This is a genomic window from Streptomyces sp. NPDC058284, from assembly GCF_042881135.1.
In the GTDB taxonomy this organism is placed as follows: domain Bacteria; phylum Actinomycetota; class Actinomycetes; order Streptomycetales; family Streptomycetaceae; genus Streptomyces.
The window spans coordinates 116069-131619 of sequence record NZ_JBHVYE010000007.1 but is presented as its reverse complement, the minus strand read 5'-3'; the positions used below and the strand labels follow the sequence as shown (position 1 = coordinate 131619).

The 15551-nt window shown below is 73.6% G+C and carries 16 protein-coding genes and 1 other RNA gene; 8 read left to right on the top strand and 9 right to left on the bottom strand.

Annotation, left to right across the window (positions count from 1 at the left end; genetic code table 11):
* Positions 1-2: 2 nt before the first annotated feature.
* The 3 genes from ACFVYR_RS12815 to rnpB form a co-directional block, all read right to left on the bottom strand.
* The gene (locus ACFVYR_RS12815) at positions 3-473 is read right to left on the bottom strand and encodes an MSMEG_6728 family protein (protein WP_384256690.1); all 471 of its coding nucleotides are present in this window, start codon (positions 471-473) and stop codon (positions 3-5) included.
* 88 nt (positions 474-561) lie between these two features.
* Positions 562-1962 carry a DEAD/DEAH box helicase gene (locus ACFVYR_RS12810; protein ID WP_384256692.1) on the bottom strand — a complete coding sequence of 467 codons (1401 nt, stop codon included), beginning with the start codon at positions 1960-1962 and terminating at the stop codon, positions 562-564.
* A 116-nt stretch (positions 1963-2078) separates the two neighbouring features.
* Positions 2079-2482: RNase P RNA component class A (gene rnpB, locus ACFVYR_RS12805), an RNA gene on the bottom strand.
* 166 nt (positions 2483-2648) lie between these two features.
* Between rnpB and ACFVYR_RS12800 the strand changes: the two genes are divergently transcribed.
* Both ACFVYR_RS12800 and ACFVYR_RS12795 read left to right on the top strand, forming a co-directional pair.
* Positions 2649-3521 (top strand): MerR family transcriptional regulator, encoded by an 873-nt coding sequence (locus ACFVYR_RS12800; protein WP_384256695.1) that lies wholly within the window; start codon positions 2649-2651, stop codon positions 3519-3521.
* The gene (locus ACFVYR_RS12795) at positions 3518-4189 is read left to right on the top strand and encodes a hypothetical protein (RefSeq protein ID WP_384256697.1); all 672 of its coding nucleotides are present in this window, start codon (positions 3518-3520) and stop codon (positions 4187-4189) included. Before ACFVYR_RS12800 ends, ACFVYR_RS12795 begins: the two co-directional genes overlap by 4 nt.
* On the opposite strand, the gene ACFVYR_RS12790 is transcribed toward ACFVYR_RS12795, so the two are convergent.
* Entirely contained in the window at positions 4171-5616 is a 1446-nt protein-coding gene (locus ACFVYR_RS12790; protein WP_384256699.1) for an RNB domain-containing ribonuclease, read from the bottom strand. The genes ACFVYR_RS12795 and ACFVYR_RS12790 overlap by 19 nt on opposite strands.
* A 209-nt stretch (positions 5617-5825) precedes the next feature.
* Here ACFVYR_RS12790 and yaaA point away from each other — a divergent pair, with 209 nt between their 5' ends.
* Entirely contained in the window at positions 5826-6632 is an 807-nt protein-coding gene (gene yaaA, locus ACFVYR_RS12785; RefSeq protein ID WP_384256702.1) for a peroxide stress protein YaaA, read from the top strand.
* A 53-nt stretch (positions 6633-6685) separates the two neighbouring features.
* On the opposite strand, the gene ACFVYR_RS12780 is transcribed toward yaaA, so the two are convergent.
* Complete coding sequence (locus ACFVYR_RS12780) at positions 6686-7471, bottom strand: helix-turn-helix domain-containing protein (protein ID WP_384256704.1); 786 nt, start codon at positions 7469-7471, stop codon at positions 6686-6688.
* 63 nt (positions 7472-7534) lie between these two features.
* Between ACFVYR_RS12780 and ACFVYR_RS12775 the strand changes: the two genes are divergently transcribed.
* Positions 7535-8341, top strand: a complete 807-nt coding sequence (locus tag ACFVYR_RS12775) for an SDR family oxidoreductase (RefSeq protein ID WP_384256706.1) — start codon at positions 7535-7537, stop codon at positions 8339-8341.
* Between the two features lie 103 nt (positions 8342-8444).
* Positions 8445-9080 carry a bifunctional 4-hydroxy-2-oxoglutarate aldolase/2-dehydro-3-deoxy-phosphogluconate aldolase gene (gene eda / locus ACFVYR_RS12770; RefSeq protein ID WP_384256708.1) on the top strand — a complete coding sequence of 212 codons (636 nt, stop codon included), beginning with the start codon at positions 8445-8447 and terminating at the stop codon, positions 9078-9080.
* A gap of 34 nt (positions 9081-9114) precedes the next feature.
* On the opposite strand, the gene ACFVYR_RS12765 is transcribed toward eda, so the two are convergent.
* The 3 genes from ACFVYR_RS12765 to ACFVYR_RS12755 are packed head-to-tail and all read right to left on the bottom strand — an operon-like array spanning position 9115 to position 12115.
* The gene (locus tag ACFVYR_RS12765) at positions 9115-10503 is read right to left on the bottom strand and encodes a bifunctional RNase H/acid phosphatase (RefSeq protein ID WP_384256710.1); all 1389 of its coding nucleotides are present in this window, start codon (positions 10501-10503) and stop codon (positions 9115-9117) included.
* A gap of 11 nt (positions 10504-10514) precedes the next feature.
* A complete protein-coding gene (locus tag ACFVYR_RS12760; protein ID WP_384256816.1) occupies positions 10515-11258 on the bottom strand; it encodes a zinc ribbon domain-containing protein in 744 nt (247 codons plus the stop codon).
* Positions 11255-12115: a Nif3-like dinuclear metal center hexameric protein gene (locus ACFVYR_RS12755; RefSeq protein ID WP_384256712.1), complete on the bottom strand. Its 861-nt coding sequence runs from the start codon at positions 12113-12115 to the stop codon at positions 11255-11257. The genes ACFVYR_RS12760 and ACFVYR_RS12755 overlap by 4 nt, the downstream gene beginning before the upstream one ends.
* Positions 12116-12431: 316 nt before the next feature.
* On the opposite strand from ACFVYR_RS12755, the gene ACFVYR_RS12750 reads away from it, so the two are divergent.
* The 3 genes from ACFVYR_RS12750 (at position 12432) to ACFVYR_RS12740 (ending at position 14506) form a co-directional block, all read left to right on the top strand.
* Positions 12432-13688: a hypothetical protein gene (locus ACFVYR_RS12750; protein WP_384256819.1), complete on the top strand. Its 1257-nt coding sequence runs from the start codon at positions 12432-12434 to the stop codon at positions 13686-13688.
* A 95-nt stretch (positions 13689-13783) separates the two neighbouring features.
* On the top strand, positions 13784-13924 hold the full coding sequence (locus ACFVYR_RS12745) for a hypothetical protein (RefSeq protein ID WP_384256715.1): 141 nt from the start codon (positions 13784-13786) through the stop codon (positions 13922-13924).
* 210 nt (positions 13925-14134) lie between these two features.
* Complete coding sequence (locus tag ACFVYR_RS12740) at positions 14135-14506, top strand: hypothetical protein (RefSeq protein ID WP_384256717.1); 372 nt, start codon at positions 14135-14137, stop codon at positions 14504-14506.
* Positions 14507-14550: 44 nt separating this feature from the next.
* Here the strand turns inward: ACFVYR_RS12740 and ACFVYR_RS12735 are convergent, their stop codons facing one another.
* Positions 14551-15501, bottom strand: coding sequence for a 3-oxoacyl-ACP reductase (locus ACFVYR_RS12735; protein ID WP_384256719.1), 951 nt, complete (start codon positions 15499-15501; stop codon positions 14551-14553).
* Positions 15502-15551: the final 50 nt, after the last annotated feature.

The window sequence follows — 15551 nt, the reverse complement described above, 5'->3', positions numbered from 1 at the left end:
CGCTACGACGGGCTCCGGTCGGAGGCGGGCCAGACGTAGGGCAGGTCGTCGGGGGTGTCCGGGAAGAGCGGGGCGTAGAGTTCCGGCGCCTTGCGAAGGAGCGCCGACCGATGGCTGCGGTGGAAGGCCGGGTCCCCCAGCCAGGGAGGCAGCTCGCCGTCGTCGGCGAGTTCCTCCTGGGCGCGTACGGCGGTGCCGGGACGATGCCGCGTGAAGTCGGTGACGAGGGTGGTGGCACAGGTGTCGGGGCGCCCCTGTGCCACCCACACCGCACACACGTCGAGGCCGTAGCGGACCAGGGCCTCCTCGTAGCCGGTCCACATGCGCACCGCCGGGTGGTTCCGCCATCCGTAGCCGGGCACCGTCAGGCCGCGCAGCACCTGGAGCGCCTCGACGCGCTGCTTGCCGAGGCGGGCCCGGTCGAGGACCGTGGCGGACCGCGTGAAGTCGGGGTACGGGAGGAAAGTCTGCACGCGGAATGCCTACCGCGGCGGGCCGCTGCCCACCCTGTTCCGTTCGGGCGACGCGGTCGCGCCGGGCACGCCCGGCACGTCCCGTGGGTCAGCCGCCGCGGCGCACCCGGGCCGCCCTGCGCGCCTCGGCGAGCTTGCGGGCCTCGTCGCTCTTGCGGGAATTCCCGCCAGTCCCGCCCGTACCACCCGTGCCCCGTGAGGTGTCCTTACTCGTACCGAGACCCCGGAACGGCGTGTTCGTGTTCTTGGGCCGGGCCGCGGCGGGGCCGCCGTCGAGCGGTGTGCCGGAGGGGCGCCGGGCCCCGGTGATGCGGCTCAGCTCGGCCTCGCCCGAGCGCACCTTGGTGACCGTCGGCTCGATGCCGGCCTCGCTGAGCACACGGCTGGTCTCGCGGCGCTGCCCCGAGAGGACCAGGGTGATGACGCGCCCCGACTCGCCGGCGCGGGCGGTGCGGCCCGCGCGGTGCAGGTAGTCCTTGGGGTCGGTCGGCGGGTCGACGTTGACGACGAGGTCGAGGTCGTCGACGTGCAGGCCGCGGGCCGCGACGTTGGTGGCCACAAGGACGGTGACCTGGCCCGCCTTGAACTGGGCGAGGGTGCGCGAGCGCTGCGGCTGGGACTTGCCGCTGTGCAGGGCGGCGGCGTGCACGCCGCTGGCGCGCAGGTGCCGGGTGAGCTGGTCGACGGCGTGCTTGGTGTCGAGGAACAGCAGTACGCGGCCGTCGCGGGCGGCGATCTCCGTGGTGACGGCGTACCGGTCGGGGCCGTGGACGACAAGGACGTGGTGGTCCATCGTCGTGACCGCCCCCGCGGAGGGGTCGACGGAGTGGACGACGGGATCGTGGAGGTAGCCGCTGACCAGCTGGTCGACGTCACGGTCGAGGGTGGCCGAGAACAGCATCCGCTGGCCGTCCGGGTGCACCTGGTCGAGCGCCTCGGTGACCTGCGGCAGGAAGCCCATGTCGCACATCTGGTCGGCCTCGTCGAGGACGGTGATCCGAACCCGGCCGAGGCGGCAGGCCTTGCGTTCGATGAGGTCGTGCAGCCGGCCGGGGGTGGCGACGACGACCTCGGCACCGTCGCGCAACGCGGCGATCTGGCGGCCGATCGAGATGCCGCCGACGACGGCGGCCATCCGCAGCCGCAGCGCGTCGGCGTACGGCGTGAGCGCCTCGGTGACCTGCTGGGCCAGCTCGCGGGTGGGCACGAGGACCAGCGCGAGGGGCTGCTTGGGCTCGGCGCGCCGTCCGGCGATCCTGGCGAGCAGCGGAAGCCCGAAGGCGAGCGTCTTGCCGGAGCCGGTGCGCCCGCGCCCCAGGACGTCGCGGCCCTCCAGGGCGCTGGGCACGGTGGCGGCCTGGATCGGGAAGGGCTCGCGCACCCCGAGCTCGTCGAGCGTGCGCAGCAGCGCGCCGGGCAGCTCCAGCCCGGCGAAGCCGGTCCGGACCCGGTCCGTCGCGTCCTGTTGGGTCGCGTCCTGATGAGTCATGGAGAGCCTTCCGCAGAGGTGCCGGGAACGTACCGAGGAAGGCCCGGCAGGTGGTGGCCCCACAGGCGCGGGCCGGGGTCGGGAGTCCGCCCCGGCCGGAGCCGAGGCGGGTGGGGCAGACGAGTCGGGCTGTACGCCGGGTTCTGTACCGCGGGTCCTCGCGGACGTCGCGGCGACGGCCATCCATCTAGGACCGGCATTGCTGCCGGCCTCGTGCGGTCTACCCGCGGACTCGGGCGGGCAGCCCTCGAACGTCCGCGCAGAGCGCGTTTCACGGCGCTCCTCTTGACCTTGCTCCAGGTGGGGTTTACCTAGCCGCCTGAGTCACCTCAGGCGCTGGTGGTCTCTTACACCACCGTTTCACCCTTACCCCGCGCCTGAACGCGAGGCGGTCTGCTTTCTGTGGCACTGTCCCGCGGGTCACCCCGGGTGGCCGTTAGCCACCACCTTGCCCTGTGGAGCCCGGACGTTCCTCGGGAAGCCCCCGAAGGGATCTTCACGCGGCCGCCCGCCCGGCTCGTCTGCCGTGCGGACCATGGTACCTGGCGGCTTCCCGGTCCCGACCCGCTCCGCCCACGACCCGTGCGCGGGCGGTGCCCATGGCGGTGCGGGACACCTGCGCGGGGCCCGCCGCCCGGGTCGAGGACGCTTGACCTTGTCGTAGCGTCAACGTTTCTACTGGGCCCATGCGAATCGGAGAGCTCGCCGGCATCGTCGGTGTCACAACGCGTGCCATCAGGCACTACCACCAGCTGGGTCTGCTTCCCGAGCCCGAGCGGCGGTCCAACGGCTACCGCGCGTACGGGCTGCGCCATGCCGTCGCGCTGGCCCGCGTCCGGCGCCTCACCGAGCTGGGTCTCGGGCTTCCCGAGGTGCGGGACGTGCTCACGGACGACGCGGGCCGCGAGCTCGCCGAGGTCCTCGCCGAGCTGGACGCGGATCTCGCCCGGCAGGAGGCCGCGATCCGCGAACGCAGGCAGCGGCTCCGCTCCCTGCTCGCCGACGCGGAGCACGGACGCCTCTCGCCCGAGGGGCCCGTCTCACCCGAACTGGCGGAGTTCTTCGGCGAGCTGGCCCGCGCCTCCGAGGGCCGCCTACCGGGTCCGGAGTCCCCGATGGCCGCGAAGGACCGCGAGTTCCTCGTCCTGCTCGACACCACCGCCGCGCCGGAGGACCGGGACGCGTTCCTCACCGCGATCCGCCCGGCGCTCGGCTCGCCGGGGGCGGTGGAGCGGGCCCATGAGGTGTACGCACGGCTCGACGCCCTCGCCGGCGCCGACCTCGGCGACCCCCGTACGCAGGCCGCCGTCGACGAGGCCGCGCGGGCGCTGGCCGACACCCTGCCGGACTCGCTCCTGAGCGCCCTGGGGTCGGGGGACGCGCAGGCGTTCGCCGAGGGCCGCGGGGACCGTGGCGACGGCTTCCTCGAAGCGTTCCTCGCGGACTTCGCTCCCGCGCAGGCCGAGGTCCTGCGCCGTGCGATGGGGCTGCTGGCACGGCGCGCGGCGGCGGAGGGCGTCGACGGGCCTGCCGAGGAGAGGGAGGAGAGGGCGGAATGAGCATGCTCAGGGGCAGTTTCATTCCTACGCCCGTGCGGCGGCTCGTCGGGCACGAGCTGCGCGTCCTGGCCGGCCTCGCGATGTGGGTGGCACGGCGGCGGCACGGCGTGCGCGGGGCGGGCGACCAGGCCTTCGGGTACGCCCGGGACCAGGCGGCGATCATGTACGGCCTGACGTGCGTCTGCGTCATCGAGGCGTACGGGATGGCCGTGCTGCTGCGGAACTGGCCGACCGCCCACACCGTGATGCTGGTCGTCGACGTCTACAGCGTGATCCTGATGCTCGGCCTCCACGCCGCGTCCGTGACCCGGCCGCACGTCCTGTCGCCCGACGAGCTGCGGCTCCGTCAGGGCGCACACCGGGACCTGCGGATACCGCTGACGCTGATCGCCGCCGTACGCGCGGAGCGGCTCTTCACCCACCCTCAAGAGCCGCGAGAGCCCCGAGCGCCGGACACGCCCGACCAGTCCCACGGCCGGACGCTCGACATGCCGGTCGCCTCCACGACGTCACTCACCCTGGAGCTGGCGGAACCGGTCACCGACGTCGGCTTCCTGGGAAAGCGGCGCGAGGTGACGAAGGTCCGGCTGCACGCGGACGAGCCCGACCGGCTTCTCTCGGCCCTCGAGGAACAGCTGGCGGCGCACCCTCACGCGGGCGCGAACTGAACCTTCGCCGTGCCGGGGTCCGCCTGGGCGAGGCGGACCCTCAGCCGCTCCCCCAGGGGCAGCTTCGCCGAGCCGCCCGCGATGCGGGCCACGACCGCGGGCGTGCGCAACTGGACGGTCCCGACCGACGGATCACGTTCCTTCACGTCCACCACCACGGCGTCGAAGATCTCCCCGACCCGCCCCTTGAGCAGCGCGGCCTCGACGATGTCCACGCACTCGCGCTCCACGGTGTTGCCGCGCCTGCTGCCGTCCGCCATCTCCTTGGGCAGCACGTCCAGGGCGGCGAGCACCCACTCGGGGGGCGGCGCGTCCGCGCAGGCGGCGAGGCCGAGCTCGGCGGCGTAGCGGTCGACGAGGCGGCGCAGCGGGGCGGTGCAGTGGGTGTAGGGGGCGGCGACCGCGGCATGGGTGGTCAGCTCGGGGATCTCGCCGCCGCGGAACGCCGTGTAGCCCGCGCCGCGCAGCAGCGTCGTGCACTCCTGGAGGAACGCGGCCTGGTGCGGTTGGCGGGGATCGAGGGAGCGGACCAGTCGCGCGTACGAGACGTGGTGCGGCCAGTCGATGCCCAGAGCCGTCGCGGTACGGCGCAGCCGGGCCACGGCGCCGTCGGGGGCGGTCGGCAGCGTGCGCAGGATGCCGGTACCCGAGGCGATCATGAGCTCGGCGGCGGCCATGCCGGTGAGCAGGGAGATCTGCGCGTTCCAGCCGTCGGCGGGAAGCGGGGCGCGGAAGGCCGGTTCGTACGCGCCGTCGCGCTCGACGATCTCCTGCTCGGGGACGTCGAGGGAGATGCCGCCGCGGTCGGCCTCGCGCTGCTCGCGGAGTTCGCCGATCTCCCGCAGCAGTGCGAGGGGCTCCTCCGCGGTGCCGTCGTCGACGGCCTTCTGCACCCCTTCGTAGTCGAGCTTGGCCCGGCTGCGGACGAGGGCACGGCGTACGTCGGTCCGCTCGGCGCGGCCGTCCGCGTCCAGGTCGATCGTCCACAGGACGGCCGGGCGGTCCTGTCCCGGCAGCAGACTCGCGGCGCCCTCGCTCAGCGACGTGGGGTGCAGGGGCACCTTCTCGTCGGGGAAGTACAGGGTGGTGACGCGCCGGTGGGCCTCGGCGTCGAGCGGCCCGCCGGGCGTGACGTACGCGGCGACGTCGGCGATCGCGTACGACACGCGGTACCCGGCGCCGTCCCTGCGGCGCGCCAGGTGCATGGCCTGGTCGAGGTCGACGGAGGTGGGCGGGTCGACGGTGAAGAGCGGGAGGTCCGTGGCGTCGTGCTCCGGAAGCCGGGGCGAGGCGGCGGCGCGGTCCGCTTCCGCGAGGACGTCGGCCGGGAACTCTTCGGGTACGTCGAGTTCGGTACGCAGTGCGCGCAGGGCGGCCCGCAGCGGAGCCTCGGCTGCGCCGGTCACTCGGAGGTGGCGGCGGGGCATGTTCCCGAGCGTATGGCATGCACCGGGCTCGGGCGGGGTCTTGGCGCGTGGCCGTGCCGGGGGTCAGGCTGGTGGATGGGACCTCTGGGGCGGTGCCCCGCGGCGTCCGGCGGAAGCGCGCCGGTGTCCGTTCGAGCGCGGCCGCACACGCCCCGTACCCTTTCGCGGGGGCCGCACCCCTCCCCCCGTACCGCCGAAGGAGTCCTACCGTGCTCGTCCTGCTGCCGCCGTCCGAAGGCAAGGCACCCTCCGGGCGGGGAGCCCCGCTCAAGCCGGAGAGCCTGTCGTTGCCGGGGCTCGCCGAGGCGCGGCAGGCGGTCCTCGACGAGCTCGTCGAGCTGTGCTCGGCGGACGAGGAGAAGGCGCGCACCGTGCTCGGTCTCAGCGAGGGGCTGCGCGGCGAGGTCGCGAAGAACGCCGGACTGCGCACGGCGGGCGCGCGCCCGGCCGGCGAGATCTACACCGGCGTCCTGTACGACGCCCTGGACCTGGCCTCGCTCGACGCCGCCGCCAAGCGACGCGCCACCCGCTCCCTGCTCGTCTTCTCCGGCCTGTGGGGCGCGGTCGGTGTGAACGACAGGATCCCCTCCTACCGCTGCTCGATGGGCGTGAAACTGCCCGGCCTCGGCGCGCTCGGAGCGTACTGGCGTACGCCGATGGCCGACGTCATGCCCGAGGCGGCGGGCGACGGCCTCGTCCTGGACCTGCGTTCGTCCGCGTACGCGGCGGCGTGGAAGCCGAAGGGTGAGGTGGCGGGGCGGACGGCGACCGTACGTGTGCTGCACGCGCAGGTCGACGAGAGGACCGGTACCGAGAAGCGGTCCGTCGTCTCGCACTTCAACAAGGCGACGAAGGGGCGGATCGTCCGCTCCCTGCTGACCAACGGCGTCCAGCCGAAGGACCCGGCCCAACTGGTCGAGGCGCTGCGGGATCTGGGCCACGTGGTGGAGGCGGAGGCTCCGGCCAGGCCGGGCAAGCCGTGGGCGCTCGACGTGGTGGTGCGGGAGATTCACTGAGGGCCTGTCCAGGCCTGTCTTCGGACCCACCTCTTCGCGGTGGCGTCCGCGCGTCAGAGAAGACGCGCCAGGGCCGCTTCGGACGGGCTCCCGGCCGCCGCCTGGTACACGATGATCACCTGCTGCTCGGCGCCGCCGACCGTGAGCGCCTGCCTTCGCAGGGCGAGGCTGCCGACGACCGGGTGCGCGAAGCGCTTGAGTTCGTCCCGGACGGGACGCGTCTCGTGCCGCGTCCACAACCGACGGAACTCCTCGTCCGTCTCCAACTCGGCGAGCAACCGGACGGTTGCGGGGTCGCGCGGATCGGCTTCAGCGCGCAGGGCCGCCGCGGTCTGCGCGGCCACCTCCGCCCAGTCGGGGAAGAGCAGGCGGGACGCCGGGTCGAGGAACACCGCTCGGACCAGGTTGCTCCCGGGCTCGTACATCGGGGCGAGCGCACGGGCCTGCTTGTTCGCCGCCAGTACGTCGAAGCACCGGTCGCGCACGTACGCGGGGCGGTCCGCCCACGCGTCGAGCAGCCGGTGCACGTCCGCGGAGACCTCGGTCCGCGACGGCGCCACGGGGGCGGGGGCTGCGAGGGCGTGCAGGTGCGCGGAGGCGTCGGCGTCCAGCTGCAGCGCCCGCGCGAGGGAGTTCAGCACCTGGGGCGAAGGGTGCCGGTCGACGCCCTGTTCGAGCCGGACCAGGTACGGCTCGCTGATTCCGGCGAGCCGGGCCAGTTCCTCCCGGCGCAGTCCCGCCACCCGGCGGCGTCCGCCGGTGGGTACCGCCGCGTCCGCCGGAGCGACCCGTCCGCGGCGGGCCTTGAGGAAGTCTCCCAGGAGATTGTCGGCCACCATGCCGCGAGGGTAACCCCGTGGGGGTGCTGGCTGCCGGGGTGCGAACGGCGCAGGCTCGATGCCATGAAGACCTGGTTCATCACCGGCGCGTCCCGCGGTTTCGGCCGCATCTGGGCCGAAGCCGCTCTCGACCGCGGCGACCGTGTCGCCGTCACCGCACGCGATCCCGAGACCCTGCGCCCCCTCCTTGACGCCCACGGGGACAACGTCCTCCCGCTCCGCCTCGACGTGACCGACCGCCCATCCGTGCTCGCCGCGGTGCGGCGGGCCGCCGAGGCCTTCGGCCACCTCGACGTGGTCGTCAACAACGCGGGCTACGGCCTGTTCGGCATGGTCGAGGAGACCACCGAGGAACAGGCCCGCGCACAGCTCGACACCAACCTGTTCGGCCCGCTGTGGGTGACGCAGGCGGCCCTGCCGTACCTGCGGGCCCAAGGCAGCGGCCACATCCTGCAGGTATCCAGCATCGGTGGCCTCGCCGCCTTCCCCACACTCGGGCTCTACAACGCCTCCAAGTGGGCCCTTGAGGGGCTGAGCGAGGCCCTGGCCCAGGAGATCGCCCAGTTCGGCATCCACGTGACCCTCATCGAACCCGGCCCCTACGGCACCGACTGGTCGGGGTCGTCCGCAGTGCACACCGAGCCGCTCCCCGCCTACGAACCCGTCCGCGCCGCACGCCGGGCCGGTGCGTCCGCCCGCGCCCCCCAGGACGCGCGGGACACCGCCGCCGTCATCCTCGAACTCGTCGACACCGACGCACCACCCCTGCGGCTCTTCCTCGGCACCTACCCCTATCCGGTGGTCGAGGCGGCCTATCAGAAGCGCCTCGACACCTGGAACGAGTGGCGCCACCTCGCCTCCCGGGCGTGACCGGCACATCCGACGCCCACTCGACACGTACGGCAAAACCCGTGTCATTGCAGCATGCGCAACGCGCTTTGCGCGTGCTGCACCCCCCGGGCAGGATGACTCCATGACCTCCTCCGCAACGGGCTCCGTGCTCGATCTCGCCCCCGTCGTTCCCGTCGTCGTCGTGGCGGAACTCGACGACGCCGTGCCGATGGCGCGGGCCCTGGTCGCGGGCGGGCTGCCCGCGATCGAGGTGACGCTGCGGACGCCGGTCGCGCTCGACGCGATCTCGGCCATCGCCGCCGAGGTACCGGACGCGGTGGTCGGCGCGGGCACCGTCATCACGGCCCGCAACGTCGCCGACTCGGTCGAGGCCGGCGCCCGTTTCGTCGTCAGCCCCGGCTGGACGGACACGCTGCTGGACGCGATGCGGGGGTCCGGCCTGCCGTTCCTGCCCGGTGTCTCGACGACCTCCGAGGTCGTGGCGCTGCTCGAACGCGGCGTACGGGAGATGAAGTTCTTCCCGGCCGAGGCCGCAGGCGGCACCGCCTACCTGAAGTCCCTCGGCGCGCCGCTGCCGCAGGCCCGCTTCTGCCCGACCGGCGGGATCACCGCCGGCACGGCGCCCACGTACCTCGAACTGCAGAACGTCGGCTGCGTGGGCGGCAGCTGGATGCTCCCCGCCGACGCCGTCGCCGCCAAGGACTGGGCACGCGTCGAGTCGCTGGCCCGCGAGGCCGCCGCCCTTCGCCCGCGCTGACCGGCCGGACGGGGCACCGGTCAGCAGCAGGCTCTCAGCGCAGGTGGGACGTGTCGTTCAGCAGGCGCAGCGACGCGTTGCCGTCGGCGTAGTACGCCACGACCGAGACCGAGGCCGCCGCGAGTTCCATGCGGAACAGCGATTCCGGCGGGGCGCCGAGTGCGAGCCGCACCAGCGTCTTGATGGGCGTGACGTGCGTGACGAGCAGCACCGTGCGGCCCGCGTACGCGGCGGTCAGCCGGTCGCGCGCCGCCGCGACCCTGCGCGAGACCGTCGCGAACGACTCGCCGCCGGGCGGCGCCGCCTTCGGGGAGGCCAGCCAGGCGTTCAGCTCCTCCGGATGGCGCTCGCGCACCTCGCCGAAGGTCAGCCCCTCCCAGGCGCCGAAGTCCGTCTCGCGCAGGCCGTCGTCGAGCTGTACGTCGAGTCCGAGCCGGGCGGCGACGGTGCGTGCCGTCTCCTGGCAGCGCTTGAGCGGCGAGGAGACGACGGCCTCGATGGTGCCGCGCAGCGCGAAGGCGGCCGCGGCGCGCTCGGCCTGCGCACGGCCCGCCCCGGAGAGGGACGGGTCGCTGCCGCCGCTCCCGGAGAACCGCTTCTCGGGCGTCAGCGCGGTCTCGCCGTGCCGCAGCAGGACGAAGGTCGCGGGGGCGCCGAGGTCGGCGGGGGCGGCCCAGCCGACGGGCGGGGCGGCGGCGTTGCGCGCGGCGCGGGCGTCGGCGCTTCCCTGTGCGGTGGCGGGCGGCGAGGACGAGGGCGACGACGAGGCCCAGTCAGCGACCGATACCGGCCCCGACCCCGACCCCGAGTCGGAGTCGGAGACCGAATCCCCGCGCGACGCAGCCCCGGCGCTAAGCGCCGCCCGCGCCCGCGCAGCGCCCGCAGCCGCGTCTCCCGGCGGCGGCGGCCCGCCGGGCTCGGGGGACCCGAAGAGCTCGGTGGGAGCTTCGGCCGCCGCCCGCGCGGCCCTCGCGTCGAGCTCCGCCGTCGACGCTGACGGCGACCACCGCTCCCCCCGCTTGCCCGCGTCCATCGCCTCGTTCGCGAGCCGGTCCGCGTGCTTGTTCTTCTCGCGGGGGATCCACTCGTACGTCACCCGGTCGGGCGGGTGGACCCGCGCGGCCTCGGCGGCGAGCGGCTTCATGTCGGGGTGCTTGATCTTCCAGCGGCCCGACATCTGCTCGACGACGAGCTTGGAGTCCATGCGTACGTGCACCGAGGCGGCCGGGTCCAGCTGGTGGGCCGCCTTGAGGCCGGCCACCAGGCCCTTGTACTCGGCGACGTTGTTCGTCGCGACGCCGATGTACTCGGCGGCCTCCACCAGGGTCTCCCCCGTGGCCGCGTCGATGACGACCGAGCCGTACCCCGCGGGCCCCGGGTTGCCCCGTGACCCGCCGTCGGCCTCGACGATGAACTCCCGCACCGGGCAGGCTCCTAGAGGCCGGACTCGGACGTACGGACCAGGATGCGGCGGCAGTTCTCGCACCGCAGCACGGTGTCGGGGGACGCCGCCTTCACCTCGTTGACCTCGGTGATGTTGAGCTCGAGGCGGCAGCCCTCGCAGCGCCGCTGGTAGAGCTTGGCGGCGCCGACACCGCCCTCCTTCACGCGGAGCTTGTCGTAGAGCTTGAGCAGGTCGGCCGGGACCGAACCCGCCACGACCTCGCGCTCCTTGCCGACCGTGGCGGTCTCGGCGTCGATCTCCTCGCACGCGGCGTCACGACGGGACGTCGCGTCGTCGATCTTCGACTGGACCGAGGAGACCCGCTCGGTGAGCTCGGCGACCCGCTCCTGGGCGGACTCGCGGCGCTCCATGACCTCCAGGACGACGTCCTCGAGGTCGCCCTGGCGCTTGGCCAGCGAGGCGATCTCCTTCTGGAGGTTCTCCAGGTCCTTGGGGGAGGTGACGGCGCCGGAGTCCAGGCGCTGCTGGTCGCGGGCCGCGCGCTGACGGACCTGGTCGACGTCCTGCTCCGCCTTGGTCTGCTCGCGGGCGCAGTCGCTCTCCTCGGTCGTGGAGGCGACGAGCAGGTCGCGCAGCTGCGTGAGGTCCTTGTTCAGCGACTCGATCTCGGCGTGCTCGGGCAGGGACTTCTTCTTGTGCGCGAGCTGCTGCAGGCGTACGTCCAGACCCTGGACGTCGAGCAGTCGGATCTGGTCGGCGGGCGCGGCGTTCAGTTGGGGGCTCCTGTTGAGTCGTTTGAGGCGTTGTGTGAGGCCGCGTGGGCGGTCCAGGGGTCGGTGACCGTCTTCGAGACGTGGACGCGAAGGCCCCATCCGTTCCGGTCGGAGATCTCGTCGAGCTGGGCTGCGGCCAGCTCGCACCAGGGCCACTCGGTGGCCCAGTGCGCGGCGTCGAGCAGCGCGAGAGGTGTGCGTTCGCGGGCCTCGGACGCCGGGTGGTGGCGCAGGTCCGCGGTGAGGAAGGCGTCCACGCCCGCGGCGCGTACGTCGTCGAAGAGGCTGTCGCCGGAGCCGCCGCTGACCGCGATGGTGCGGATCAGCGTGTCCGGGTCGCCCGCGACGCGGATGCCCTGTGCGGTGGCGGGCAGCCGCTTCGCGGCGCGCTCGGCCAGCTCGGCGAGGGTCAGGGGGTGGTCGAGCTCGCAGATCCTGCCGAGGCCGCGGCGGCCGTGCCGGTCGGCGGGGTCGGGTACGAGGGGGCGTACGACGCGGACGTCGAGCGCTCCCGCGAGCGCGTCGGAGACGCCCGGGTCGGCGCGGTCGGCGTTGGTGTGCGCGACGTGCAGCGCGACGTCGTGCTTGATCAGGTCGTGGACGACCCGGCCCTTGAAGGTGGACGCCGCGACCGTCGTCGTACCCCGCAGGTAGAGGGGGTGGTGGGTGACCAGGAGCTGGGCTCCGAGGGAGACCGCCTCGTCGGCGATCTCCTGGACGGGATCGACGGCGAAGAGGACCCGGGAGACCTCCGCGTCGGGGTCTCCGCAGACCGTGCCGACCGCGTCCCAGCTCTCGGCCAGATCGGCGGGCCACAGGGCGTCGAGCGCGGCGATGACTTCAGACAGACGGGGCACGGAGAAAGGCTACCTTCCCCGCGTCCCGCGCAGGTCGTGCGTTACTGACCGCTACGGAGCGGCTACTTGGGAGGCTTCTCGGTGCCGCTTCCCGATGCCGCTGCGCGGCTGTCGGCGTGGCCGCCGGGACCGGCCTCCCGCACAGCACAACCGCCCCCTCCCCCTCAGGCGAATCGGGACATCTCCACCCTTCTGTGTGAAGCGGACGCCCGTCGATGCCACGTCAGTGCGGACGAAAACTAGCTTCGGGGCCGGAGGTGACATCACGATGACCGCGCCACCAGCGCCGCCACCGACCCAGACCCCCACGGCCCCCATGCCCCCCACCGCCCCCGCGCCCCCCGTCCGTCTCCGCGTACCCGCCCGCCCGGCTGGGTGCACGATCGCGGCGGACGGTTCGTACGCGGCGCGCCTCGCCCGCGCCGCCGGCGCCCCGGACTCCTGGTATCCCGAACGCTGGACCCTCGGCTCCGGAGAGCCGTACGCCGTGCCGCTGCCCGGCAACCAGCCCGAGGAGCCGTCCACGGAAGTGCATCCGATGGCGGACGGCCGCGTCCTCATCCACCGCGTGGTGGGTGAGCGGCACGCCTTCTCCCTGCTGTATCCGACAGGACCCGGCACCGGCGAGGTGCCGCTCGGGGCCGTGGAGTGCGGCGAGCTGAGCCTGCTGCCACCGGCGCCGGGCGGCGACCGCGCGTACGCCCTCGCGCCCGGCGCCCGCTCCTCCGACATCTGGCTGGTGGCGGGCGGCTCCTTCGGGCCCGAACACCTGGCCGCGGTTCCCGGCCGCTGTTCGGGGGGCGTCTGGCTGGACGGCACGGACCGCATGCTCGCGCTCGACCGCGATCTCGACGGCCGCACGAAGACGGTCGCGGTGGATCTGGAGCGCGGCGGCGAGGTCACCCCCCTTCTGCAGATCTCCGAGGAGAGCGACGACCGGCTGCTGCTCGCCGACGCGGGCAGCGGTCTCCTTCTGATCCGCTCCGACGCCCCGGGGCGGCCCCGCCTCGGCTGGGGCGTCCTCGGTGGTACGCGGCCGGTGCGCTTCCCCGAGTGCCTGTCGCCGCCGGACCTCGCGGTGACGCCGTTCGCGATGCAGCCGGGGCAGGCCCTCACGCCGGAGGCCTGCGCGGTGGCGCTGCGGATCGACGCCCCGGCGGGTCGGGGTGGCGCCGGGGGCGGCGGGGGTGGTGGCGGTAGTTGGCTCGGCCTCTGGCGGCCCGCCGAACGCAAGCTGCATCAGCTGGCCGCGCCCCCCGGCTGGCTGGCCGGATCCGGCTGGTGGACGCGGGACGGCACCCTGTGTTTGCCGTACGCCACGGCCGCCGTGCCGTGCGGGGTGGCCCGGGTGACGCGACCCGCCCCGCCGCCCAGCGCGGCCGAAGCCTCACCGGCCGGTGCCGGCGCCCCATCGCCCGGTCCCGGCGCCCCTGCGGAGAGAAACGTTCCCTACCCGCCACCACCGCCACCGCCGCCCCCGTCGGCCTCCCCCGCCGACCTCCCGAAGCCCGCCGTCACACGTCCCGTCCCCCTCCAGCAGGCACCCCTCGGCGGTCGAACAGTGGCCGGTTAGACTCGCCCGGCTGTACGAACGATCTTCTTTACGGGGTGAATGGATTGACTACGACCGAGACCGTTTCGGAGACACACCAGAACACCGCACCACGCATGAACACCGCACCACGGATGCCGTCGAACGCGCCCACCGGCGCGGGGTCCGGAGCCGGCAGGCACCGGGGCCCGGTGTCCGAGCGCGACGAGGCAGCGGCGCCGCGGGGGCGGCACCGCAGGCAGGACCAGCAGTCCTGATCCGGTACCGGCAGTCCTGACCGGTACCGGCAGTCCTGACCGGTACGCCCGTTCGTAGCGCCAAGCTCGTAGCGACAAGAGCGACGAGAACGAGAGGCCTCGCCCCCGTGCCGCCACCCATGGCGCGGGGGCGAGGCCTTTCACCGACCGCCTCGTCGAGGCGTTCCCGCAGGTAGTTGACGTAGCCGACGCGAGGGAGATGGGGAGCACATGGCTCTGAAGGCAGGCCGGCGGGTGGTGCTGGCAGCGGACACCCGGCTGACGGATTCGGCCGAGGTGGCGGGGGTCGTCGTCGGGTTCCTGTCCCTGGCGGCGGGCAGCGCCGGGACCGTCGAGCAGGTGGTCGACCACCAGGAAGTGAGCGACGACGTGCGCGAGTACGAGCGGCTCAAGTCGCTGCTCGACGCCTTCGGGGGCGAGATGCCCACGGAGAGCAGGAGGCAGCTCGAAGAGAAGATCGACTCCCTGGAACCCGCGTGGACCGCCTTCCAGGAACGGCCTCCTCGCGTGAGCGTACGGGTCCGCTTCGACAACGGATTCATCCTCGACGGGGCCGACGAGGACGTCTTCGCCCCTGCCTGAGAGCCCGTCCTCATCCCTGCCTGAGAGCCTGTCCTCGAACCCCGCTAGCCCCGCTTGAGCCCCAGCACCTCCGCCGCCGCGAACGTCTCGTTCGGCGGGCGGTCCGCGTAGTACGGCGAAAGCGCCTCGTCCAGCTCGTCGAAGGTGAACGCCTCCTTCGCCGAGTCGAACTTCGCCGCCACCCTGGGCCGCTCGACGACCGCGACCATGCCGCCGTGGACCACGAGCAGCTGCCCGTTGACCCGGGCGGCGGCGGGCGAGGCCAGATAGCCGACCAGCGGCGACACGTGTTCGGGCGCCAGCGGGTCGAGCCGGCCCTCCGACGGCTCCGCGAATCCCGCGAAGACGTCCTCGGTCATCCGCGTACGGGCCCGCGGGCAGATGGCGTTGGCGGTCACGCCGTACTTGGCGAGCGCCAGCGCCGTCGACGTCGTCAGGCCGACGATGCCGCCCTTCGCCGCCGCGTAGTTGGGCTGGCCCGCCGACCCGGCGAGGTAGGCCTCGGACGAGGTGTTGACGATCCGGCCGTACACCGGGCCGCCCGCCGCCTTGGAGCGCTCGCGCCAGTGCGCGGACGCGAAGTGGGTGGTGTTGAAGTGACCCTTGAGGTGGACGTGGATGACCGCGTCCCACTCGGCCTCGCTCATCGAGAAGATCATCCGGTCCCGCAGGATGCCCGCGTTGTTGACCAGGATGTCGAGCTTTCCGTAGGTGTCGATCGCCGACTGGACGAGCGCGCGGGCCTGTTCGTGGTCGGCTACGTCGCCGGTGTGGGCGGTGGCCCGCCCGCCCGCCGCCCGGATCTCGGCCGCGACCTCCTCGGCGGGCGCCGCCGACGCCTCGCCCGAGCCGTCGCGGCCCGGCTGCCCGAAGTCGTTGACGACGACGCTCGCGCCGAGCCGGGCCAGTTCCAGCGCCTCGGCGCGGCCGAGCCCGCGGCCCGCACCGGTCACGATCGCGGAAAGGCCCTCAAGTGGCAGTGAGGTCGATGACATCGAAGTCCCTTCGAAGCTGGACGGGGCGGATGCGAGAGGGTGGATGCTGT